Raw genomic sequence first — 24,292 nt, 5'->3', positions numbered from 1 at the left:
TTAACTGATGCTCGCAATACGTAAAATGTTCGTCGCCCCCGGTGTACCAAACGGGACACCCGCGGTCACAACCAGCGTATCCCCACGCTGACCGATTTTTTCCGCCTTCGCCACTTTGCGCGCGCCCTTCACCATGGCGCTAAAGTCTGCTGCGTCCTGCGTCACCACAGAATGCACCCCCCAGCACAAAGCCAGCTTACGCGCAGTTTCAATCTTTGGCGTCAAGCTCAAGATCATCGTTTCCGGTCGTTCTCGCGCCACACGATAAGAAGTAGAGCCCGTTGTTGTATAGGTTACAATCGCTTTGGCACCGATCGTCTGGGCGACCTGACGCGCAGCGGCACTGATGGCATCGTTTTCTGTCGCTTCCGGGATAATACGGTCTGTATCGCGCATGCGTTTGCATAACGGATCCCCTTCCACACGCTGGATGATACGGTCCATAATCTCGACCGTTTCAACCGGATAGTCACCCGCTGCCGTTTCCGCAGACAACATGACCGCATCCGAGCCATCATAGATCGCCGTCGCCACGTCAGAAGCTTCCGCGCGGGTTGGGGCAGGTGCACTCACCATAGAATCCAGCATCTGCGTTGCCACAATAACCGGCTTTCCTTGTTGACGCGCGGTGGTGATGATACGTTTTTGCAGCATCGGCACATCTTCCGGCGGCAATTCAACACCCAAGTCCCCACGCGCAACCATGACAGCGTCGCTCAAGGCCACGATATCTTCCAGGTCATCAATGGCAGACGGCTTTTCCAACTTCGCAATGATGGACGCTTTTTTACCGATCAACTTGCGGGCTTCGCGGATGTCGCCCGACTTCTGCACGAAGGACAAGGCAATCCAGTCCACATTGATCGACAAGGCGAACTTAAGATCCGCAATATCTTTTTCCGTCATGGCAGACAAAGGCAAAACCGCATCAGGGACGTTTACCCCCTTGCGATCACTCAAGGTGCCATCGACCATCACTTCGGTTTCAGCAAAATCTTTGCCGCACTCAAGAACTTTGAGGCGCATTTTACCATCGTCCAGCAACAGGGTCATGCCCGGTTCCAGAACTTCAAAAATTTCGGGGTGCGGCAGCGGTGCGCGCGTCACGTCGCCTGGCGTTTTATCCAGATCAAGACGGAAGCGACGCCCCACACCTAACAGCACGGAGCCATCCTTAAATGTGCCCAGTCGCAATTTTGGACCTTGCAGGTCCGCCATGATAGAAATCGGGCGCCCCTGTTCTTTTTCCACATCCCGGATCGCATCGTAGCGGTCCTTGTGGTCTTCATGGCTGCCGTGGGAGAAGTTGAGGCGGAACACGTCGGCACCGGCTTTAAACAACTGTTCGATACGCGCACGGGTCGAGCTTGCTGGACCGAGCGTGGCGATAATTTTTGCGTTACGAGATCTTTTCATGGTTTCCACAATAGCGAGATGGATTTAGATTACTACAATATATTCATGCTACACTGTCAAAATCAATCAAACTTAACAGAGTTGTCACACATATCGCCATGTTTGAGTCCTTGCAGAAAAAGTTGCTTGGGAAAGCCCTCGGTAAAAAGCCCGATCAAAAGCCAAGCAAAAAAGAAAAAAGAAAAGAAACGGATGATTATCGCACCGTCGCCGGCGTGGCCCTTGACGATGCCATCAACAAACTTGAAAACAGCGGTCAGAAAATGGATGATCTGCTGCTCCAGAATGAAGAGCTCTTGGAGGCTGTAAAAGCAGAAGCTTCCAAAAAAATGACGCCCGAACGCCGCGCCCTGATCGAGTCCGCCCAACGGGTCAAACGCCAAAAAGCAAAGATACTGGAAGACCTGGATGACGAAAGCCGTGTCAAACTTTACCTGACCGCCATCCGCGCCATAACGGGCAAGGATATCTGAACTAATCCAGTGCGCGCGGCTTGATAAATTTGACCAGATGCCCCTGCCCTATTTTGACATCCGTCCAATCCTCCGCTTCAAAGCGAAAGTGGGCGCAAGCTGCCGTTGGATATTTCGTCAGCATATCCTGCATCTGTTCCCCACGCGGGTCCTTGGACAGAACGCACGCCAGCTCCTCCAATCCCGGATTGTGTGAAACGATCATCAAGGTTTCCACCTCTGGATCACTGGCCTGAATAACGCCCATCAACCGGGTCGGTGTCGGCATATATAGGTCTCGCCTAAAATCCAGCTGATAGTCATTGGCATAAACTTTGACAAGAGCGCTTAGCGTTTCGCGGGTGCGTTGAGCCGTCGAGCACACCACATGGTCCGGCAATGGCATATGGTCCCCCAAATAAGCCGCCATCCGCTGAGCCGCTTCACGCCCACGATCGTTTAAGGGGCGTTGAAAATCAACCAGCGAAAGATTTTCCCAACAGGACTTCGCATGGCGCAAAAGTAAAAGATTTTTCATGTGGTTGCCTTTGCAATTTAGCGCTATAGTTTGTTATAGATAGGCCAGTATCATAAAAGTTTCATCTTTTAAGATTTCACCGCACAAGACTTGGTCTATATAAGGAACAAAATCTAAATCAGGCGGTCATTTTATCCAATATCGAAGGGGGAATAATCACATGAATGCGCAGATAGGAAAATCACAACTCCCGACCCAAATCACTATGGACTCCCCGGAACGTTTCATCAACAGGGAATTGTCTTGGCTGTCCTTTAACACACGTGTGCTGGAAGAAGCGGACAACCCCCGCCATCCGCTGCTGGAACGCCTGCGCTTTCTCTCCATTTCCGCTGCCAATCTGGATGAATTTTACATGGTCCGCGTCGCGGGTCTTAACGGTCAGGTTCACGCCGGGATCAAATCTCTGAGCTACGACGGCCTGAGCCCTGCCCAGCAACTCGCGGAGATTCACAAAGCGGCCAACTCCCTCGTACTTGGTCAACAAGCGCGCTATCGCACCCTGCGCGGCCTGATGCTCAAGGAAGGCATCAAGGTGCTCAAGAGCTATGATGTGCCCAAGCGCGATATTCCGTGGCTTGAAGAACATTTCATGCAGCAGATTTTTCCGTCCCTAACCCCGCTTGCGATTGATCCGGCGCACCCGTTCCCGTTCATTCCGAACCTGGGCCTTGCGATGATGTTCTCTCTGGAATCGACAATCGATCAGGAACAGTTGAAAGCGATGGTGCCGCTGCCACAAATGCTGCCCCGTTTTGTGCGCCTGCCTGATTATGGCAAGACCATCCGCTTTATGCCGATGGAACAATTGATCGACTTGTTCCTGCCTCGCCTGTTCCCGAATTTTAAAGTGATTTCCTCCGGCCTGTTTAAAGTCATTCGTGATAGCGAAATGGAAATTGATGAAGAAGCAGAAGATCTGGTCCGCACCTTTGAAAGCGCCCTGAAACGCCGCCGCCGCGGGTCCGTCATCCGTCTATCCATCGACTCCGAGATGTCAGACGAATTACGTGAACTTGTGATCGATGAGTTGGGTGTCAGTGATGAAGACAGCTTCATTCTGGATGGTTTGTTGGGGCTTGCCGATACCAAAGAACTGATCGCGGATGAACGTCCCGACCTGCAATTCAAACCCTACAACGTCCGCTTTCCCGAGCGGATCCGTGACTTTGGGGGCGACTGTTTTGCCGCGATCCGCAAAAAAGATTTTGTGGTCCACCACCCTTATGAAAGCTTCGATGCGGTTGTGCAGTTTGTCCTGCAAGCCGCCCGCGACCCCGATGTGGTTGCGATTAAACAGACACTTTATCGAACGTCCAATAACTCCCCTATCATTAAGGCTTTGATGGAGGCTGCGGAAGCTGGCAAATCGGTCACAGCCATGGTCGAGTTGAAAGCCCGCTTCGATGAAGAAGCCAATATCCGCTGGGCACGTGACCTTGAACGCGCAGGCGCACAGGTGGTCTATGGTTTTGTGGACAAAAAGACCCACGCAAAAATCAACCTCGTGGTGCGTCGGGAAGGGGACTCCTTGCGCTCCTACGTTCACCTTGGAACGGGGAACTACCACCCGATCACGGCGAAGATCTATACCGACCTGTCCTTCTTCTCGTGTGATCCGGCCTTGTGTCGTGATGCGACCAAGCTGTTTAATTATATGACAGGCTATGCCGAGCCGGAGAAAATGGAGAAGATGGAATATTCTCCGTTGACGCTACGCAACAGCATCCTGAAAGGCATCGACAACGAAATCGCCAACGCCAAAGCCAATAAACCGGCTGCGATCTGGGCGAAAATGAACTCGGTTGTGGATCCGAAGATCATTGACGCCCTTTACGAAGCCTCCCAAGCGGGTGTGCAGATCGATCTGGTAATCCGCGGGATTTGCTGCTTACGACCGGGTGTACCGGGGCTGTCAGAAAATATCCGCGTCAAAAGTATTGTGGGTCGCTTCCTTGAACATTCGCGCATTGTCTGCTTTGGCAACGGGGGCAAGCTGCCAAACCCGCAAGCAAAAATCTACATTTCCTCAGCGGATTGGATGCCACGTAACCTTGACCGTCGCGTGGAAACCCTCATTCCTATTGAAACAGAGACAGTTCATCGCCAAATCCTTGACCAGATCATGGTTGCAAACGTAAAAGACGAAGCACAAACATGGGTGTTAAAGTCTGATACGACCTTCGAACGGGTCAAAGCTGATGAAACCGCCTTTTCCTGTCACAACTATTTTATGACAAATCCCAGCCTTTCCGGCAGCGGGACTGCCTTAAAAAAGAAAGGCCGCAGCCTTAAGAAGCTGATGTTGGAATAATCGATGGACTACACAATCGGGCCAGAACGCAAAGGTCGCCTTACTGCAATTGTCGATATCGGCTCTAACACCGTACGTTTGGTGGTCTTTCATGGCCCGGCACGTATTCCCCTCCCCGTCTTTAACGAGAAGGTGCAATGCCAATTGGGGCTGGGGATTGATGATACAGGCAAGCTCAATCCCGAAGGGGTCGCGCTTGCCTTCGAGTCCCTCAACCGCTTCATGAAGCTGGTTGAGGTCATGGAGGTCGATACCGTCAGCCTGCTTGCCACCGCCGCCGTGCGTGAAGCCACTGACGGCCCCGACTTTGTCGCGGAAATCAAAAGACGCTTTGGCGCGGATGTTCGTGTCCTCAGTGGTGAGGAAGAAGCCAAACTTGCGGCCTACGGTGTACTCAGTGGCCTGCCCCACGCCGACGGCTTGCTGGGGGATATGGGCGGGGCAAGCTTTGATCTGGTGGCACTGGATCAAGGCACATTTTCCCGCCATGACACAACCCCCCTTGGGCATTTACGGATCAAAGACGGCAATCGCACGACCGTCGCGGAGATGCGGTCCTTTATCCGCAACAAACTCGCCCCACTAGACTGGACCGACCAAATGAAAGGCAGAACCTTTTATGCGGTCGGTGGATCACTACGGGCGGTCGCGCGCCTGATCATGCACTACACGGATTACCCCTTGCATGTGATCGACAACTACACCCTTCAACATGATGAAGCGGTCGCACTCCTTGAAAAAATTGCGGTATTGGACACCGACTATCTGCTGTCCGTTCCCGATATCTCCAAAAAACGCTTTGATACCCTGCCTTGTGCCATCGCGCTGTTGCAGGAAGTTATGGACATGATCCATCCCTCCCAGCTTGTCTTCTCAGGCTACTCCATGCGCGAGGGGGAATTTTTCCAATCTCTTGATGAGGGCCTGAAAGAACAAGACCCGCTGATCAGCAGCTGCAAAGCCCTTGTTGAACGTGAAGGTCGCTTTGGACAACAAGGTGAGGAAGTATATCACTGGATGGAACCCATCTTCCGTGACGAAACCGCCGAACAGATGAACCTGCGCCATGCGGCTTGCCTCCTGCATGACATTGCATGGGCTGAACATCCCGATTATCGCGCCGATCACGGCTTTTTGCGCGTCCTGCGTCTACCGGCGGCAGGACTATCCCACCATGACCGTGCCTTAATGGGCGCCTGTGTCTACAGCCGATACAAAGGCGACTTTAACCGCCGGATCGCAAAACCTTTGCAGACTTTCTTAAATGACGAAGATGCCATCTGGACAAAAACAGTTGGGGCCGCCTTGCGCCTTGCCCACACACTCGCAAGCGGTGCACCGCATCTGCTGGATCAAACCCAACTGGAAATCCGTGGCGGGGAACTGATTTTATCACTACCGGAACATGAAGACGTCTTTACCGGAGAAGCCGTGGGTAAACGCCTAAAAACCGTTGCCAAATGTCTGGGCTTAAGCGCCCGTATTGAACATGGCTAGGGACGGGTTATTCCCGTCCCCAATGCCGTGTCAGTCCACATCAATGAGTTTGATGTGCTTGCCATTGACAGCCAGAGCCAACTTGCCTTCCTGCAGCTTGATCGCAGCATCGCCAAACAAGTCACGACGCCAGCCTTTCAAACACGGTACGTCCGCGTTTGCACCATAGGCTGCCAGATGTTCCAAATCAGAAGCATTGGCGACCAGCTTTTGTGCCACATCATTATGTTCACAATTGAACTTCAACAGCACTTTCAACAGATCGACAACCGGCCCTAACCCTTTAGGCAAATCCTTTTTGGCAGGGGGCTGCGGATAATCAGCCGGGTCCATATCCAGCGCGTGTTTAATCGCCGCCAGCACTTCTGTGCCATAGCGCCCTTGGGCGATGGCTTTGTTCATACCGCGCACCCGTTCCAAGGCACCTGCATCTTTTGGGGTATGATGGGCGATTTCAATAATCGCATCATCACGGATCACACGGTTGCGCGGCATATCCTTGCGTTGCGCTTCACGTTCACGCCAAGCGGCAACTTCCCGCAGAACCGCCAGTACTTTCGAACTTTTCGTGCGTGCTTTAAGACGTTTCCACGCCATCTCCGGATCGACAATATAAGTCGACGGATTGGTCAGGGCCGCCATCTCTTCATCCAGCCAGCCCGCGCGATTGTTCTTCTCCAGCTTTTGCATCAGACGTTCGTAAATGGTGCGCAAGTGAGTCACATCGCCCAGCGCATACGTCACCTGACGTTCGGTCAAGGGGCGTTTGCTCCAATCCGTAAAACGCGACCCCTTATCCAGATTCTTTTTACAAATCGTGTTCACCAACGTCTCATACCCCACAGATTCTCCGAAGCCACATACCATGGCGGCAACCTGAGTATCAAACATAGGGGTTGGGGTCTTGCCTGTCAGTTTGACAAAAATTTCAACGTCCTGACGAGCTGCATGAAAAACTTTCAGGACATTAGAGTTGTCCATCAGGTCATAAAGTGGCTGTAAATCAATCCCTTGGGCCAAAACATCGACGCAACGCGCTTCTTCCTCGCCCCCCAACTGGACAAGACAGAGTTGGGGCCAATAGGTTTTCTCACGCATAAATTCCGTATCGACCGTGACGAATCTTTCCGTCGCTAAACGGTCGCAAAACGCTGATAGCGTTTGAGTATCTGTAATCAATTCCATAAAAATCCTATACACCGTTTCCATATAAAATGAAAACCGAAACTATCTATTTCGACAAATCCACTTGATTCGTTATGTCGAAATAGACATACTGCCAGCGTTATGTCGTAAGAAGCATATCGCAAACAATTTTCGATATACAGGGACTTACTTTTTATGAAACGTTTAAGCACTTTTCTGGCTGGCCTTTTTGCCGCACTCCTGATCACAGGATTTGCGCAGGCCAATCCGACGTCCTTTATTACTGTTGCCTCGACAACATCCACCGCCAACTCCGGTCTGTTTGAATATCTGCTCCCAAAGTTCACCGAAGAAAGCGGCATTGAAGTCCGTGTTGTTGCCGTAGGAACAGGTCAGGCGATCCGCTTGGCCCGTAAAGGTGATGCGGATGTTCTGTTTGTCCACCACCGCCCGTCTGAAGAACAGTTTGTCGCAGACGGCTTTGGCGTTAAACGCTATGACGTTATGTATAACGACTTTGTCATTGTTGGCCCTAAAAGCGACCCGGCACAGATTAAAGGCTGCACCTCACCTGCAAAGGCCTTGGATCAGATCAAATCTTCTGGTTCCGCCTTTGCCTCACGCGGTGATGACAGCGGCACCAACAAACGTGAAATGTCCCTGTGGCGTAAAGCCGGTTATGAAGATGCAGACCTGAAAGGCGAATGGTATCGCGCGACGGGGTCCGGCATGGGCGCAACGCTGAACATCGCTGCGGGCATGAACGCATATTCATTGAGTGATCGCGGCACATGGATCGCGTTTAAGAACAAACAAAACCTTGAAGTCCTGTGCGAAGGCGACCAGTCCCTGTTTAACCCTTACGGCGTCATTGCTGTAAGCAAGGACAAGTTCCCGCACATCAAAAGCGAAGAAGCAACAAAATTCATCGAGTGGCTGATCTCTGAAAAAGGTCAGGAACGTATCGGCAGTTTCCGTGTGAAAAATGAACGTCTTTTCACACCAAATGCAAAGTGATTTCTAGCGCTTTCACTTGCATATAACTTGGTGGTCTGGAGCAATTCAGACCACCTTTTTTTTATGGTTTTAGCAGACTATCCATCTTCTTAAGCAAGGGGTCCGCGCCTTTTGTCGCTTCCGCCTCGGCCTCGCGATAGAGGGTAACGAGTTCTTTACCAACAGAGGTCAAGCGCGCACCACCGCCTTTTTTCCCACCGACAGACGTTTCCACCACATCTTCATTGATGACAGACTGCAAAGTTTCCAGCAAATGCCAGGCCCGACGATAGGTCATGCCCATTTCTTTTGCCGCACCGCTGATGGTGCCAATTTTTTCGATCTGTTCCAGCAAAGCGATTTTGCCGCGACCCACATGCCCTTTAGGGAAAGCGATCCGTATACGAAGTTTTGTTTCCATGACAACAGGTTACAGCACCAGAGTTTTTTGTAAATATTTGAATGACACGCACCAGACCCCAAATAGATCTTTTGACGTCTTGACATAAAACCCGACAAATGGGATCAAACCAGAAGAAATTAACACATATGGAAAGAAGAAGATCATGTCCCTTTGCCCCTGCGGTTCCCGCCAAGAATATAGCGCGTGTTGCGAACCTTATCACCGCGGCGAAGCTGCCCCCACAGCCGAAAAACTGATGCGTTCCCGCTATAGCGCGTTTGAAAAAGGTGAAATGGCCTATCTGGAAGAAACCCTCACGCCGGAAAGCCGCCAGGATTACGATGCAGCAGAAACCGAAACATGGGCAAAAAGCGCGATCTGGAAGAAGCTGGAAATCGGTAAAACCGAAGCTGGACAAGAAGATGACGACACAGGCGTGGTCGAATTTAAAGCTTATTTCAAAATTAATGGGCAGCAACAGGTTCATCACGAAATTAGTCGTTTTACAAAACAGGACGGACGCTGGTACTATGTCGATGGCGAGATGAACCCCAAACAGGAACAACGTATCGTTGCTCTTAAAGCTGGTCGTAATGATCCCTGTCCCTGCGGTTCTGGTAAGAAGTTTAAAAAGTGTTGTGGTGCATAATTTAGGGGAAAGCACCTCAACCCAATAAAAAGGGGAATAAACCATGAGCCATATCAAAAAGTCTAAACTTGCGAATGGCATTTTCTGGTTAGAATTCCCCGAAGCGGACCTGCGTATCCTCTGTGGATGCCCGGCAGATTCCGTTAAACATATGATGAGACGCGGGGTGATTATGGCGAATGAAGCCAGCCCCGTGTTTCATGAATCGGGCCCCAACGCGATCCTCCTTTCTGATTTGACGGTGCAAAAAGGCAGCTTCGCCAACCTCGGCGAATTTCCCGTCCTGCAAATGCTCTATCGCCAAGGCATGATCCTGCCCAATCACCCGGGCAACACGGGGGAAAAACCCCTGCTGCTGGGGCACCCCGACCAACTCAGCGCACAGATCCAATATATCCACCGCGGCAACTATGGCCTCGTTTCAGAGGAAGAGATGATCAATGCAGGCGCAAGCCCCGATCAAGCCCGCGACCTCATGCGCCTTAAACTCAAATTCGCCTTCGGTAAAATCGCTAATTCCGAAGAACTGCTGGACAGCCACATCATTGAAAGCGAATTCAGCCACGTGCGCAACGGCGTTCAGGTCAAACGTATCGAAACCAACGTGTTTGAATTTTCCTATAAAGATGAGACGGTTACAATTGACCTAAATCTCGCCCACAACGAACAATACGCCCCGTCTTACAATCTTGGGCGCTATCAGGTCGGACGGGAATATTTCTCCATCATCCATAGCGGTGAAGGGGACGGCTGGGATACGGAGCGCCCCAGCATGGCCAGTATCATCTGCTTTCAAGGCTTGATCTACCTGATCGACGTGGGCCCCAATATTGAAACCACGCTCCATGCCCTCGGCATTGACATCAGCGAGATTGAAGGGATTTTCATGACCCACTGTCATGATGACCATTTCTCCGGCCTCCCCTCGCTCATCCGCTCCGACCATCGTATCAAGTTTTACTCCACCCCCTTGGTGCGTCATGCCACTGTCAAGAAACTCTGTGCCTTGATGGCATTGGATGAAAGCCGCTTTGAGACATTTTTTAAAGTTCATGACCTGCAAGATGACGTCTGGAACAATATAAACGGGCTGGAAGTCAAACCCGTGATCTCTCCCCACCCATTGGAAACGACAGTCCTGTTTTTCCGTACCCAATGGGATGGCGGCTACAAAACCTATGCCCATCTTGCCGATATCGCGTCGTTCGACGTGATGGACGCCATGGTCACGGATGATACGAGCCGCCCCGGCATGTCACGCGCCTTTTGTGAGCGCGTCAAAGAAGCCTATATGGAAGAAGTCGATATCAAAAAAGTCGACAATGGCGGCGGCCTCATTCATGGGATGGCAAAAGACTTCACCCATGACACCTCGAAAAAAATCATCCTCGCCCATACAGCCCGCCCCTTAAGAGAGGAAGAAAAGCAAATCGGCAGTGGCGCCCCCTTTGGCACAGAAGATGTTTTGATCCCCAGCAATCATGACTACCTTTTTGCCCGTGCCCATTCATTTATGCAGTCCTTCTTCCCCGACTTGCCCCAGGATCAGTTCCGGCTTTTGCTCAATCACGAAGTGGTGAAGTTTAACCCGGAAGAAATCATCCTGCGATCCGGTGATAAAATTGACTACACCTATTTTCTGCTCACCGGTGCCGCAGAGATGCTGGACACAAAAACAAGCACCACTCACCGGATGTCCTCAGGGTGTTTTATCGGGGATATACAAGGTCTGTGCGATGTCACATCATCCGAAACCTACCGCGCGGTCAGCTTTGTCAAAGCCCTAAAACTACCGATGGGGATGTATAAGGAATTTGTCAAACGTAACGACAGTTTCCAGACCATCTCTCAACTGGCAGAAAAACGCGAACTCCTGCAACGTTCCTGGTTGTTTGGCGGATCAATTTCTGACGGGCGCAAAAACGCGATCGCCGCCAGTATGCACATCACAAAACTGACCGATATCCTTAAAGAATATGAGACCATCAGCGACTATATCGGCTTGATCAAAGAAGGCAGCGTCACCCTAAAGCTGGGGGACAGCCCGATCATGACCCTTGGCCCCGGTGATAGCCTGTTTGAAGACCACGCCGTCTTCGGGATGAAAAGCATCTTCAATATGGACTTCAGCGAACATGCGGCGATTGCGATGATCCCGATTGTGACCCTGAAAGAAGTCCCTGTGGTGCAATGGAAATTGCTGGAAAATGTCGCGCGTCAAATGCGCGCATTGGCAAATTCAACCGCATGGGATGCCTCTCTGCTCAATTGGCGGGACGAATATAGCGTTGGGCTAGACACCATTGATGAAGACCATAAAAAATTGCTGTCTGTCACCCGTGAGCTGGTCGAGCTGTTGGAACAAGGAAAGTCACCCGACGATATCCTGCCCTTCGTCCATACCCTGATTGGCCGTACCCACTTTCACTTTGAAAAAGAAGAAACCATCTTCACCGAAGCCGCCTATTCAGAGTCAGAAACCCACATCAAGCGACATCAGATCTTGATGGATCAGGTCGAAGCCCTTGTTCACAAATGCGCCCATCCCCTATCCGAGATCGAATCTCAAGCCGTCATCAAATTTCTTAAAAAGTGGATATTGATGCACATCTTGTTGGAAGATCGCAAATACGCGTCCTATATTCGCAATCAGTGACAAATCCCCGACTATTTCCCTCCCCCCCTTGCATTTAAGGGGAGGAGAAGTTACGTCTAGGGGGAAGCCCTTAATTTATCACAGCAATGGACATCCTTTTGGTATGAAACATATTCTTTCCCTTTCTCTCGCAAGCGCCCTCGTCCTTGGCCTCGCCGCCTGTAACGATGACAGCAAGGAAACCGCGCAGCCCGCACCTGTTAAACAGGAAGAAAGTAAAACTGAACAAGCCGCGAAAGAAGTTGCCAAAGCTGTTGAGCCGGTCGCAAAAAGCGTAGAAGAAACAGCAGAAAAAGCCGTTGAAGAAGTCAAAAAAGCTGCTGAAACCGTCGCGGACGAAGCGGAAAAAACAGTAGAAACGGTCACTCAAGAGGCCGAGAAAGCCGCCGCCCCGATCGTTGAAAAAGTCGAAGAGGCCGTTAAAACAGCAGAAGCAGCCCTGTTAAGCGGTGATGCGGCAAAAGGCGAGAAAGTCTTTAATAAATGTAAGGCCTGTCACACAGCAGAAGAAGGTGGCAAACATAAAATTGGCCCGAACCTGTTTGGCGTCATCGGTCGCACCGCTGGCACGGCTGACGGCTTCACCAAATATTCTGACGCCATGGTCGCATATGGGCAAACTTGGACGCCCGAACTGGTCGTGGAATATGTGGAGAACCCAAGCAATTTCCTCAAAGACAAAACCGGTGACACGTCTGCAAAAAGTAAAATGACGTTCAAACTACGCGATGATCAAGACCGCGTAGATGTCGCGGCCTATCTGGACAGCCTCAAATAACCTTTGAGCCACCGTAAAATATGACAGAGGGAGTGCCATTTGGCCTCCCTCTTGTTTTTTGTCTGAACAAAACCCATATAAAAATTACGAGAAAGCCTGAATAAAAACAACAATCGAATTTTGGATACTACTTACCAGAAAGGGTGTCTAAGATGACTTACCAAGCTTATGTCGGGCCCGGTGCCCATATCGTTGAAAAAACCCTCCAGTCCCTGCTTTGCCTGTATCCCAGACAGGATACCGCACACGCCATTATCGCCGCGTTGCGCCATCTGAGAAATGTTGTCGCCTTTGGTTCCGGTGAAACCGGCTTAAAACGTTTTGACGCCGATCTGCTGTATATGTTCAATAAATTTAGGACAATGCCAACAGATCATGCTTTCACCCTTGCGCTTTCGCCCGGTAAATCAATCCATCCCACAAGTGCGGAACGGGTGAAAATCCTGTTGATCGATGCCCTTGAAAGCTGCCTGTTGCTCAATGCCAAAGGACAATACACCTCCACTGACATTCTGATTGAATTGCTCTGTGCCTACCTCTTTGCGATCGAAGGACCAGATGCCAACCTTGGCGATCTTTTGCTTGATCTCAAAACCTATAAGACCAAAGAATTTCAAAATACTACTTTTTGGCCATCACAGGGTATACACTAGTATAATAGATTGATTTTAAACAATAAAAAAATTCTGACACTCCCTTGACGGATAAAAAGGATCATCCTATATCGCTGATATCCGGGGGCTGAAAACAGACCCGGACATTCCAACACAAAGGCTTTGATAAGCCCCTTGTTATGATTGCATTGCTTTTAGGAGGATGTCGTTATGACTCGCTTTGATTTATCACCGCTGTTTCGTTCCACCGTCGGCTTTGACCGTCTTGCCCGCCTTTTGGACGAGCTACCCGATCCGACAGATGGACCGCACAGTTATCCCCCCTATGATATCGAAACCTTGGGCGATGACCGCTATCGCATCACCATGGCTGTTGCCGGTTTCACGCAGGATATGCTGGATATCGAATTCCATGAAAATCGCCTGACCATCACCGGAACCGTCGGGGAAGCCCCAAAGCAGGACAGAAAATTCCTACATCACGGTATTGGCAACCGGACCTTTGAACGGTCTTTCCAACTGGATGACCATGTCAAAGTCACAGGTGCCGCCCTTAAAGACGGCCTGCTGACCGTTGATTTGATCCGCGAAATCCCGCAAGAGCTGAAGCCGCGCCGCATCGAAATCCAAAAAGGATCCGGCGACAACTTACTTGGGAAGGCCAAAAAAATGATTGAAGGTTCCAAAAGCAAGGCAGCCTAATAAGTCCCTGCCTTGCATTTACCCCCACTGACCTCACGCGGATGCAGGCCCGCCCTGCATCCGTCTTTTTTATGCGACCGTCTTTTTAAAGATCAGCGATGTATTGATGCCACCAAACGCAAAGTTGTTGGACATCATATATTCCATCTCTACCTTGCGGCTTTCTTTCACCACATAATCCAACTCAGCACATTCTGGGTCCAGATTATCCAGGTTAATCGTGGGGGCAAGCCAGCCTTCGTGCATCATTTCCAGCCCCAACCAGGCTTCGACCACACCACACGCCCCAAGACTGTGCCCAAAATAGCTTTTAAGGGAATGGATCGGCGTCTTATCGCCAATCACAGACAGGGTCGCGTGACTTTCCGCCACATCCCCACGGTCAGTCGCTGTCCCATGGGCGTTGATATAATCAATCGCGCCGGCCTCCAGCCCCGCATCGTTTAAGGCCGATTGCAAGGCAATCTTCATGGTTTCCTGTGTCGGTTGGGTGATGTGATTGCCATCGGAATTGGTGCCAAACCCGACAATCTCCCCATAGATTTTGGCGCCGCGTGCTTTTGCTCGCTCATACTCTTCCAAAATCAGGCTACCTGCCCCTTCCCCGATGACCAGACCATCGCGGTCTTTATCAAACGGGCGCGGGCTGAGTTCAGGTGTATCGTTTTTAACCGAGGTCGCATACAGCGTATCAAACACCGCCGCCATAGACGGGCATAGTTCTTCTGCACCACCTGCGACCATCACATCCTGCATGCCATATTTAATCGCTTCATAGGCATAGCCAATCCCTTGAGAACCGGATGTGCAGGCACTTGAGGTCGGGATCACACGCCCTTTAAGACCAAAAAACACCCCGATATTAACGGCGGCAGAATGGCTCATCATTTTAACATAACTGGTCGCAGTTAAATCGCGCATGGTGCCTTTGCTCATCAACTCGGCAAAGGCGATGACAGGCTTGGTGCTGCCGAAGGATGACCCATAAGACACCCCCATGCGCCCGCTGTTAAACAGGTCGGCATCATCTTCCAATCCTGCATGTTTCAACGCCATTTCCGTGGCATAGACGGCCATACGAGATACCGGGCCCATGCTGCGCAATTTTTTGCGCGGATAGCGTTTATCCACGTTAAAGTCAACGACAGGGCCGGCTAGCCGTGTATTCAGGTCCACATACTGGTCCCAATCCGCCATATGCTGAATGCCCGTGCGGCCTTCCTTAAAGGCCGTGCTGATATCTGTCCAGTTATCGCCAAGGGCCGTGACCCCACTCATGCCTGTTACGACAACTCTACGCATTAGAACATGCCTCCGTTAATGGAAATAACCTGACGGGTGATATAGCCCGCATCATCTGAACATAAAAACGACACAGCCGCCGCCACCTCTTCTGGGGTGCCAACACGGCGCATGGGGATGGCTTTTTTAATTTCTTCCAGCGGCAAATCATCGGTCATCTGTGTGCCGATCAAACCGGGGGCCACGCTATTGACCGTGATCTTGCGTTTTGCCAGCTCCACCGCCAATGATTTTGCTGCCCCGATCAACCCTGCTTTGGACGCAGCATAGTTGGTTTGCCCGCGATTGCCCATCACACCAGACACGGATGACATCACAACAATGCGACCGCCTTTACGCGCTGACACCATCGCCATCGTGGTGGGGCGCAAGACATTGTAAAACCCATCAAGGTTGGTGCGCACCACCCCGTCCCAATCTTCATCTGTCATAGCGGGAAAGGCCGTATCGCTGGTCACGCCCGCATTCAAGACAATGCCGTAATAGGCGCCATGTTCCGCAATTTCTGCCTCCAAAACGGATTTGCAGTTTTCCCGATCAGAGATATCAAAGCTGAGCAAACGCCCATCTACGCCCTGACTTTTCACCTCTGCCAAGGTTTCTTCTGCACCAGCGCGGTCGCGCCCATAATGAACGGCGATATCAAATCCATCTTTTGCCAATTTTACAGCGATCGCACGTCCGATCCCTTTGCTGGCCCCTGTGACCAAAACTGTTCTTGTCATTGGCTTCCCTCTTTTTCCATTTCTTCTTCATTTGGTTGATAGACATTCAAACGCGCTTCAGCAATCACGTCGCCTGCGATTTTCGCAAGGCAATCCAGCGATCCCATGGAGCCGTCATCGTATAAACTTTTGGCTTCCACGCGGATCACATCCCCAATTGCAAAATGATCACGCTGCAAGCTCAGTTTACGGGTGCCCAGCAAAAAGCCGATTTTAATCTCTTCCTGTTTCGCATGGGCCTTTAGGCCGCTTAGGGCCGCAATGGATTGCGCCATATATTCAATCACCACATAAGACGGCACCTGCCCGCCCTTTAAAAAGGGCGTGTCTTCGGTGATGACCACTTCGGTTTCTATCCATTCTTCCGTATGGTCAATCACCCGATCAATCAGGATCATCGGGGCTTCATGGGCGATCAGATCATTGATATCAGGCGTCATCACAACTTCCTTTTTTAACCGCAAGACAGATATTATTGCCCCCAAAGGCAAATGAATTGCTCAACAGTACCCGATTGCCACCATCCAGTGCCTCGCCTTTCTCAGCAAACCGGATGACGTCACTCTCCTCATCCTGCTGACCATCCCAGATATGCGGAGCAAGTTTGCCCTCGCGCAGCATCAGCCACAAAAAGCCTAATTCATTAGCCCCTGCTGCGCCTAACATATGTCCTGTCATAGATTTGGTGGAGCTACAAGGCACGCAATCGCCTACCAAACGCGCAACCGCTTTGGCTTCCATCGCATCATTCAGGCGCGTTGCGGTACCATGCAGGTTGATATAGGCAACCTCATGATCCCCTTTGGCTTGGCGCATGGCATCAAACGCGCCTTCCCCATCTGGTGATGGGGCGCTGATATGGTACGCATCCGATGTTTCCCCATAACCTGCAAGCACCACAGCGCCAGCCTCTTTGCTCAAGATAAAAAAGGCCGCGCCTTCGCCAATATTAATACCGTCACGGTTTTGGCTAAAGGGTTGGCACACGCCCTTTGATAAAGATTCAAGGGCATTAAAACCGTTTAGGGTCAGGCTGCACAAACTATCCGCCCCGCCCACAATCGCTAGATCACACACACCCGCTTCAATCCAGCGCGCCGCTGACGCAACTGCCTTCGCCCCGGAGGTACAGGCGGTCGAAACAGTCATCGCCGGCCCCGTTAAATCAAAATAGTCTTGGATAAAAACAGACAGGTCAGACGTCGCCTGTGTCTGGTAATCATACCCTTCGGGGAAGCTGCCGTTTAACACTTTGCCGCGGATCGCAGGCTCATTAGACCCGATACCCGATGTGCTCGTGCCGACCACCACTGCAATCCCATCCGCCCCATAGGTCGCAACGGCCTTTCGAATCTCAGGCTCAATCTCTTTAAGCGCGGTGAGGGCCAGTTGATTATTGCGGCTGTCATGGGCTTTCAGGTGATCCGGCACCTGTGCCAACTCCCCTGTCACAGCCCCGACATAGACGCTTTGATCCGGCAGAAAGCCATCCTTTTCAATCAAGCCAGCTTGACTACCGGCAAACAGATTTTTGGCAACCTCGTCCTTGCCTTGACCCAACGGGTTTATCATCCCCAAAGCGGTTAAATACAGCGTCATTGTGCCTCCCCCGTTTGTTGGGACTGGATTTCAATGCGGTATCCACGTTTGATATTTTCAATCACCGTTTGCCCTGCCCATCTTTGCGTTGTCCCTTCTTTAGTGATGAACGCAATGGCTTGCCCCTCTTCAAAGATCGTTCGTTTTGTCCCATCTTGGGTCACCACCAGCCCTTGCGCCACCAGCTTCTCCAATGGCCAATAAGCATACATCAGATCGCTCAGGATATAACGTGCTTCCAGCGCATCGGGCAACCACACCGCCCTGTCCACATGCACACCCGTTGCATCCCATGTTAAGGAAAAGGCCCGACGTCCCATCTGGTCAAGCCCCAGCAATAACAATTGATCCTCATCCATCTTAAGGGCGGCGTGAAGGACAAATTCCTGATCCTGATAGCTGCCTTTTAAAAGCTGGCTGACCTCTGCCGCCTCAAACGGAAGATGCCACGGGCTCAAGGCCGCTTTTTCCTGTGACTGAAGCAGTGCACAGGCAGACAAAAACAGCAAAGCAACAAAGGACAGCGCAACTCTTAGGGACATTGGGCCGCCACCATTTCCAGATATTTGTTCGGCTGTTTGACAAAGGGGTTATCCTCATTCCACGCATAACCTGCAAGGATCGCAATGATCATATCACGGATATTATTTTCCCCTTTAGGCGGGTTGAAGATGATCTTTTGCAAAGACCCTTCATACCAGCTTTCCACAAAGGCTTTAAAGCAGGAGACACCGACTTTTAACGGGTCCGCATAGTCTGCCTGCCAATCCACCGTTTCGCCGTTTAGCTGACGCACCAAGGGATCAACCACCAGATCAGCCGATTTCAACGCGATTGTCACACCGGATGAAAAGACCGGGTCCAAAAATTCCCCCGCATTGCCTAGCAAGGCAAACTTATCTGAACATAGGGTGCTAACGTCGCAGGAATAGCCGGACAACTGCCCAACAGGGCGCAGTTCTTCCGCATCATCCAGCAATGTGCCCAGTTCTTTTGCCTCACGCAGCAAGGTCCATAGCTTTTGAGAATTATCCCCTTCATAGGTATCCAGCACATCCGGGCGCACCACCACCCCAACAGAAGAGGTGCCGTTTGAAAACGGGATCAGCCAATACCAGATATCCTGATGGTCAGGATGGACCGTGATCAAAATCTTGTTGCGATCAAAATCTTTTACGCACAAGCGATCTTTCATATGGGTAAACAAGGCATTGCGCACGGGGAAGCTGGACGGACGTTCCAAATCCAACAAGCGCGGTAACACCCGACCATACCCGCTGGCATCCAGCACAAACGTGCACGTAATATCCTGTTCTGCGCCCTGATCATCCTTGATGCGCAGCTGTGCCCCCTCACCGGACAGGTCCACATCCAACACTTCATGGTTAAAACGGACATCCACGCCCATATCTTTTACTTTTTGGGCAAGGCAAGCGTCAAAGGGAGCGCGTTGCACCTGGTAGGTCGTCCCCCAGCCATCCCCAAACTTTTGGCGAAAATCAATGGAACTTGTTGTCTCTGCCCGTCGAAACGCCGCGCCATTTTTAAACTGGAAACCATGCTCAACAACCGTTTGCAGCAAGCCTGCTTTTTGCAGAAATTCCATGGATTGCGGCAACAGACTTTCGCCGATGATAAAACGCGGAAATTCCAGTTTTTCCAACATCAGAACCTTTACACCACGTTGATGTAACAAGCTCGCTGCCACACTGCCGCTTGGTCCTGCCCCAATAATCACCACGTCAAATTGATGCGCCATTTTACTTACTTTCTTGTTCTTGTGGTCTCAACAAGGATGACAGGACAAATGAAATCGTAATCCCGATCAATATCGTCACCCCAAACGCATGAATGGCATACAAATCGCTGAAAGCCAGCAAGCCAAATGCCATCATGGTGGATAGGGCTGACATTGCATTTGCCACCATCACCTGTGAAAACCGATCTTGTTTTGCTTCATGACTGAATAAGGCATAATCAAGCCCGATGGCCAAAACCAGCAACAGAGCCATCGCATTAAACAGCGTAAAGCTTTCCCCAAATAAAGCCGCGATAAACGGTGTCGTCACCACGGCACAAACAGGCACTGCCAACAGGCAACTGGCCCGTTTAACCCCATAATTTTTTGATAAAAAGACCCAAATCACCCCGCAAGCAAGCGCAATCATCCATAAGGCCCGCGCCCGATAGGTGCCAAACGTCTGACTAATCGCTGCGGCCTGATCAATCTGTTCTACCCCGTCAAAACCAGCCAGCAGGTCTGCAACATTCAAGCTCAACTGCACACCGTCCAGACGCATCAGATGCACGGTGGCGGACAATTGTAATTCATCCAGAATACCCGCAGGTTTCAACAGCTTATCTAGTGGATAAGGTTGCACATCCGGTGAAAGCCCCAAGGTCTGCAAATGCTGCATCAAGGTCGGCCCCAATAGATTGTCTGAAACAAGCCGATGATTTTCCAGCTGACGGGTGCGCGACGGGACAAACTGGGCAACGGATTGATAGCCAGACAGATGCCCTTCATGCTGTGCTTTATCCAAAAGTGGGATCAGCTTCTCCTGCATCCCCAAGACGTCATCCACCGACTGCCCGCGCACCACTAAAAAGCGGGTATTGTTGTCTAACTGCGTGACCTTGCGGATATAAGATTCCTCTGCGCTTAGATCAGCAGGCAGATGTTGCAAACGTCTAACATCATCATCCACATGAAACTTAGCCGCCCCGGCCAAGGCCAGCAAGACCGCACAGCCACCGATGATGAAAGACCAGTTGCGATCAAGCGTCGCCCAGCCCCAAACCGACTTTAGGCCTGTGCCTCGATCAATCAACGGATAGATACAGATCACACACAGATAAGCCGCAATTAGACCGCTACAGGCAAAGATCGCGATTTGACGAAGACCGGGAAAAGGCGTCATCGCCAAGATCAAAAAACCCAACGAAGAACTGATCACCCCAAAGCTTAAAGGCCGGATAATCTCATTGATCTTCATGCGGTTTGTTGCACCATCTTGTCCTGTGGAGGCACAGCAATAATGGAAGGTATAATCCACAGAAATCCCGATCAATCCGGCCCCGAAAACAAAAGCCATCATATGCAGTTTTTCAAAGAAGATCAGACAGACCCCTGCGCCAACCACAACCCCGCTTGTGATCGCAAGCAAGCTCAACAGCAACGGCTGCACACTGCGAAAGACCAATAGATTAAGCAGAATAATCCCGATCAGAGAAAGGCCGCCTATCAGGCTGGCTTCTTCCATCCCCTGCTCTATACCTTGCTGGGCATAAAAAACCGCACCGGTTTTATAAAGCGTCACCCCATTTGGTGCGACAAATCCGTCTAAAACCCCTTTGATATTTTCCTGCACCTCGCGGCTGAACGGGCTTCCCTTCAGTTGATAGACCAGCAACAAATGATCTTCCCCGACCATTAGCCAGCCATCTTTCATTTTGGTAGCGGATTGGTTGGTCAAACGATCATTTAGATAAGCAGGGAACAACAGGTACGGGTCGTTACGGATCATATCTGCATTGGTAAAACCCAGCGGGGACATGATCTGCGCAAGGGCACGTTGACTGACTTTATCCGCCCGTCCGTCCTGCAACCACTGTCGTTCCTGTGGACTAAGCAAGGCCGCGCGATAGTCAAACAGCTTTTCTGCCAGTTGGGTATATTGATCTTCAAAATCCTGCACGCTTGCCACAGACTTTAGGCGCTCGCTCAGGTCTTCTGCGACAGTCTTGAGGCTGTCAAAATCCTCCCCCCGCAGCAAAATGACCATGCGGTTGACGACTTCGTCATTGATGCGCGCGTTGGCTTGTTCCATCCACGGGCTTTGTTCTTCATCGGGCAGCAACGCCAAAAAGTTCGTCTCAACAGGGAAGCCCCCCTGAAACCGAAACAGAATGACAGCTAAACACACCAGAAGACCTGCCCCCCAGATCAACGCCCCCGCTTTTTTCATGGGCGGGCCTTGGTCACATGTTGATTGCTAAAGGTAATTTCGTCGCGATCCCCTTCGGGTTTTCGGATGACCAACTGATCCAGATACTCTGCCCCCGTCAGGGTGACGGCTTCAAACGGGGCCTCCCCATCCGGCTTAAATGTCAATTGCCAGCCCCCCTCGATTGCTTCAAGGCTGGCTTGATATTTTGCTTCCAACTGATCCCACGCGCCCGTCATGGACAAGGTCAGCACCTCATGGAGTGTGCTTAGGGCGGGGAACTTATCAGGGGTAACCTTCAGGGTTTCAACCCCATCCACATATTGCACCATGCCTTTTTCAGACACGATCAAGCGGGTTGCAAACGGTGTTTGGGTTTGCCAATCAAGGCCCGTTTCCTCTGTAAACTCAAAGACCCCAGACGATTTAATCGCGTGGTTAAAACCGTTCAGGTAACGCAGCTGGGTAAAGTCCCCGCGCAACGTCTCACCGTCCTGCAATTGGGTCGGTCGTTCCTGCGCCTGTACAGACACGGATAAAAACAGCAGGGTCAATAAAGTTAAGAGGCGCATGTTGCCACCTTCACCTTCTCAAACAGAATTTTGGGGCTTTCATATTCCATTTCCTGTGTCTCCAAATCCACGGCGACCTGAATGGTAAAGCCTTTGGTGATTTTCTCCCCCGTCTTGGCATCGCTCACCAAATAATTGATCTTGAGACGGTTTTCATATTCCACCAGCGTTGCGCATACATCGATAACTTGGGCAAAACGCACCGGGCGCACAAACTTGACTCGCATATCCACGATGGGCCACGCATAGCCGCTGTCGCGCATCTGCGGGTAATTGTAATCCAGCTTATCCAGTAAGGCACAACGCGCCTGTTCGAAAAAGCGCACATAATTGCCGTGCCAGACAACCTCCATCGGGTCGAGATGGTAAAACTGCGCTTGTATTTGAACGGTTGCGGAAATCATGAGCTTACTCGTACAAGGACCAATGTTGTTGAGCGATGCGCTCCAGCAATGTTTTTAACACACCTTCCAGCGGCTTATCTTCATCCACAAACGGAATATCCTTTTCCATCTGTTCTTGAAATTCGCGCACAGCCGGACTTAGGCGATCATAGCTCAAGTCACCTTGGCGGGCGCGCAAACGGATCGCCTGACAACAGGCCAACATATGCCCGACGACCGCTTGTTCGGTCAGTTCCAGCACACGGATACAATCACGCGCGGCAATCGTGCCCATGCTGACTTTATCCTGATTATGACATTCCGTAGATCGGGAAAAGACGCTGGCGGGCATGGTGTTTTTCAAAGCTTCCGCCGTCCAGGCCGACACGCCTATTTGCAACGCTTTCAGCCCATGGTTAATCGGGGCGCGCTCGCCTTCTGCACCGGATAAGTTGGACGGCAAACCATTGTTAAACTTCACATCCACCAGACTTGCCATCTGACGATCCACCAAGTCAGCCAAGTTGGCGACAAGGTTTTTAAGGCTATCCATCACAAAGCCGATGTGCCCGCCATAAAAATGCCCGCCGTGCAAGACACGCTCATTTTCCGCATCAATGATGGGATTGTCATTTGCGCTATTGATCTCTGTTTCAATGATCTGACGGAAAGTTGGCAGCATATCCTGCAACACGCCAATCACGTGCGGCGCACATCTAACAGAATAACGATCCTGCAAGCGATGCAACGGCGCGTCACTCACGCCACCATCCAAATCTTCACGGATACGTTTTGCGATTTCAAATTGGCCGGGATGGGGTTTGGCTGCAAACAAGACTTCGTCAAAATGTTCCGGGTTGCCCAACAAACCGATAGAGGTCAGCGTGGTCAGCCGTGAACACAGGCGCGCCAGATATTCCGCCCGTTTAAAGGCAAAGACCGCCAACGCCGTCATTACGGCAGTCCCATTCATGATCGCCAAAGCTTCTTTCGGGCGCATCACCAACGGTTTGATCTGCAATTCGTCATAAACATCCTTGGTCGCGCGACGCTCGCCCTTATAAAACACGTCGCGCTCCCCAATCAGGACAGCGGCGACGTAGGACAAGGGCGTCAAATCACCACTGGCACCGACCGATCCTTCTTCGGGGATGACGGGGGCGATATCATGTTCCAGCAGCAGTTCCAACTGACGCATCAAATCCATGCTAACGCCAGACATGCCTTTGGTTAAAGACGCGAGACGCACAGCTACAACCGCACGAGATTGTTCCACACTGAAAAGCTTGCCAAGGCCAACACCATGAAAGCGCGACAGGTGGATCGGCAGTTCGTGCACCAGTTCTTCCGGCACCCCGCGCGTGCAACTATCGCCATATCCGGTGGTGATCCCATAGAGCACGCCCGTTTTTTCCAACACTCCGCTCAAGAAATCCGCGCCGGCAGAAATCTTGGCGACGAAGGCCGGATCATCAGACACAGCGGCTTGGGCGCGGCCCAAGGCCAGCGCGTGGATATCTTCAATCGTTAACGGTTTTTCACCAAAGGAAATAGCGGGTAAATGCAGCATCTTCATCTTTCAAAAATCAATTCGCCGAATGGT

The 24,292-nt window shown here is 51.2% G+C and carries 23 protein-coding genes; 9 read left to right on the top strand and 14 right to left on the bottom strand.

The window, feature by feature from the left end:
• Entirely contained in the window at positions 1-1,416 is a 1,416-nt protein-coding gene (pyk, locus tag Q397_RS0108105; RefSeq protein WP_028878992.1) for a pyruvate kinase, read from the bottom strand.
• A 98-nt stretch (positions 1,417-1,514) separates the two neighbouring features.
• Between pyk and Q397_RS0108100 the strand changes: the two genes are divergently transcribed.
• Complete coding sequence (locus tag Q397_RS0108100) at positions 1,515-1,889, top strand: hypothetical protein (protein WP_028878991.1); 375 nt, start codon at positions 1,515-1,517, stop codon at positions 1,887-1,889.
• A 1-nt stretch (position 1,890) separates the two neighbouring features.
• Here the strand turns inward: Q397_RS0108100 and Q397_RS0108095 are convergent, their stop codons facing one another.
• A complete protein-coding gene (locus Q397_RS0108095) occupies positions 1,891-2,406 on the bottom strand; it encodes a SixA phosphatase family protein (protein WP_028878990.1) in 516 nt (171 codons plus the stop codon).
• Positions 2,407-2,566: 160 nt separating this feature from the next.
• On the opposite strand from Q397_RS0108095, the gene Q397_RS0108090 reads away from it, so the two are divergent.
• Together Q397_RS0108090 and Q397_RS0108085 are read left to right on the top strand one after the other, a co-directional pair.
• The gene (locus Q397_RS0108090; protein WP_038013111.1) at positions 2,567-4,720 is read left to right on the top strand and encodes an RNA degradosome polyphosphate kinase; all 2,154 of its coding nucleotides are present in this window, start codon (positions 2,567-2,569) and stop codon (positions 4,718-4,720) included.
• 3 nt (positions 4,721-4,723) lie between these two features.
• A complete protein-coding gene (locus Q397_RS0108085; protein WP_051609827.1) occupies positions 4,724-6,217 on the top strand; it encodes a Ppx/GppA family phosphatase in 1,494 nt (497 codons plus the stop codon).
• Between the two features lie 30 nt (positions 6,218-6,247).
• Here the strand turns inward: Q397_RS0108085 and rnd are convergent, their stop codons facing one another.
• Positions 6,248-7,402 (bottom strand): ribonuclease D, encoded by a 1,155-nt coding sequence (gene rnd / locus Q397_RS0108080; protein ID WP_028878987.1) that lies wholly within the window; start codon positions 7,400-7,402, stop codon positions 6,248-6,250.
• 156 nt (positions 7,403-7,558) lie between these two features.
• Here rnd and Q397_RS0108075 point away from each other — a divergent pair, with 156 nt between their 5' ends.
• On the top strand, positions 7,559-8,380 hold the full coding sequence (locus tag Q397_RS0108075; RefSeq protein ID WP_028878986.1) for an ABC transporter substrate-binding protein: 822 nt from the start codon (positions 7,559-7,561) through the stop codon (positions 8,378-8,380).
• 61 nt (positions 8,381-8,441) lie between these two features.
• Here Q397_RS0108075 and Q397_RS0108070 read toward each other — a convergent pair whose 3' ends face one another.
• Positions 8,442-8,780 (bottom strand): winged helix-turn-helix domain-containing protein, encoded by a 339-nt coding sequence (locus Q397_RS0108070; protein ID WP_028878985.1) that lies wholly within the window; start codon positions 8,778-8,780, stop codon positions 8,442-8,444.
• A 145-nt stretch (positions 8,781-8,925) separates the two neighbouring features.
• On the opposite strand from Q397_RS0108070, the gene Q397_RS0108060 reads away from it, so the two are divergent.
• From Q397_RS0108060 to Q397_RS0108040, 5 genes are all read left to right on the top strand, one after another.
• Entirely contained in the window at positions 8,926-9,411 is a 486-nt protein-coding gene (locus tag Q397_RS0108060; protein ID WP_028878984.1) for a YchJ family protein, read from the top strand.
• A gap of 43 nt (positions 9,412-9,454) precedes the next feature.
• Positions 9,455-12,067, top strand: a complete 2,613-nt coding sequence (locus Q397_RS0108055; protein WP_028878983.1) for a bacteriohemerythrin — start codon at positions 9,455-9,457, stop codon at positions 12,065-12,067.
• A gap of 394 nt (positions 12,068-12,461) precedes the next feature.
• Positions 12,462-12,845, top strand: coding sequence for a c-type cytochrome (locus Q397_RS25570; RefSeq protein ID WP_028878982.1), 384 nt, complete (start codon positions 12,462-12,464; stop codon positions 12,843-12,845).
• Positions 12,846-12,997: 152 nt separating this feature from the next.
• Positions 12,998-13,498, top strand: a complete 501-nt coding sequence (locus Q397_RS0108045; protein ID WP_028878981.1) for a hypothetical protein — start codon at positions 12,998-13,000, stop codon at positions 13,496-13,498.
• A gap of 171 nt (positions 13,499-13,669) precedes the next feature.
• Complete coding sequence (locus Q397_RS0108040; protein ID WP_028878980.1) at positions 13,670-14,161, top strand: Hsp20 family protein; 492 nt, start codon at positions 13,670-13,672, stop codon at positions 14,159-14,161.
• 69 nt (positions 14,162-14,230) lie between these two features.
• Here the strand turns inward: Q397_RS0108040 and Q397_RS0108035 are convergent, their stop codons facing one another.
• Genes Q397_RS0108035 through Q397_RS0107990 form a run of 10 tightly spaced genes read right to left on the bottom strand, consistent with a single transcriptional unit; the run spans position 14,231 to position 24,259 of the window.
• Positions 14,231-15,463 (bottom strand): beta-ketoacyl-ACP synthase, encoded by a 1,233-nt coding sequence (locus Q397_RS0108035; protein ID WP_028878979.1) that lies wholly within the window; start codon positions 15,461-15,463, stop codon positions 14,231-14,233.
• Positions 15,463-16,188, bottom strand: a complete 726-nt coding sequence (locus Q397_RS0108030; RefSeq protein WP_028878978.1) for a 3-ketoacyl-ACP reductase FabG2 — start codon at positions 16,186-16,188, stop codon at positions 15,463-15,465. Before Q397_RS0108030 ends, Q397_RS0108035 begins: the two co-directional genes overlap by 1 nt.
• Positions 16,185-16,628, bottom strand: coding sequence for a hotdog family protein (locus tag Q397_RS0108025; RefSeq protein WP_038013108.1), 444 nt, complete (start codon positions 16,626-16,628; stop codon positions 16,185-16,187). Before Q397_RS0108025 ends, Q397_RS0108030 begins: the two co-directional genes overlap by 4 nt.
• On the bottom strand, positions 16,618-17,787 hold the full coding sequence (locus Q397_RS0108020; RefSeq protein WP_028878976.1) for a beta-ketoacyl-[acyl-carrier-protein] synthase family protein: 1,170 nt from the start codon (positions 17,785-17,787) through the stop codon (positions 16,618-16,620). The genes Q397_RS0108025 and Q397_RS0108020 overlap by 11 nt, the downstream gene beginning before the upstream one ends.
• The gene (locus Q397_RS24005; protein WP_051609826.1) at positions 17,784-18,329 is read right to left on the bottom strand and encodes a DUF3261 domain-containing protein; all 546 of its coding nucleotides are present in this window, start codon (positions 18,327-18,329) and stop codon (positions 17,784-17,786) included. Before Q397_RS24005 ends, Q397_RS0108020 begins: the two co-directional genes overlap by 4 nt.
• A complete protein-coding gene (locus Q397_RS0108010) occupies positions 18,320-19,546 on the bottom strand; it encodes an NAD(P)/FAD-dependent oxidoreductase (protein ID WP_028878975.1) in 1,227 nt (408 codons plus the stop codon). Before Q397_RS0108010 ends, Q397_RS24005 begins: the two co-directional genes overlap by 10 nt.
• 1 nt (position 19,547) lies before the next feature.
• Positions 19,548-21,755, bottom strand: a complete 2,208-nt coding sequence (locus tag Q397_RS0108005) for an MMPL family transporter (RefSeq protein WP_028878974.1) — start codon at positions 21,753-21,755, stop codon at positions 19,548-19,550.
• A complete protein-coding gene (locus Q397_RS0108000) occupies positions 21,752-22,306 on the bottom strand; it encodes an outer membrane lipoprotein carrier protein LolA (protein WP_028878973.1) in 555 nt (184 codons plus the stop codon). The genes Q397_RS0108005 and Q397_RS0108000 overlap by 4 nt, the downstream gene beginning before the upstream one ends.
• Positions 22,294-22,710, bottom strand: a complete 417-nt coding sequence (locus Q397_RS0107995) for an acyl-CoA thioesterase (protein ID WP_028878972.1) — start codon at positions 22,708-22,710, stop codon at positions 22,294-22,296. The genes Q397_RS0108000 and Q397_RS0107995 overlap by 13 nt, the downstream gene beginning before the upstream one ends.
• 4 nt (positions 22,711-22,714) lie before the next feature.
• The gene (locus Q397_RS0107990; RefSeq protein ID WP_205618808.1) at positions 22,715-24,259 is read right to left on the bottom strand and encodes an HAL/PAL/TAL family ammonia-lyase; all 1,545 of its coding nucleotides are present in this window, start codon (positions 24,257-24,259) and stop codon (positions 22,715-22,717) included.
• Positions 24,260-24,292 lie beyond the last annotated feature (33 nt).

This window comes from Terasakiella pusilla DSM 6293, from assembly GCF_000688235.1.
GTDB classification, from domain to species: domain Bacteria; phylum Pseudomonadota; class Alphaproteobacteria; order Rhodospirillales; family Terasakiellaceae; genus Terasakiella; species Terasakiella pusilla.
The sequence above is the reverse complement of the archived record's forward strand: the minus strand, read 5'-3'. Positions and strand labels throughout refer to the sequence as shown.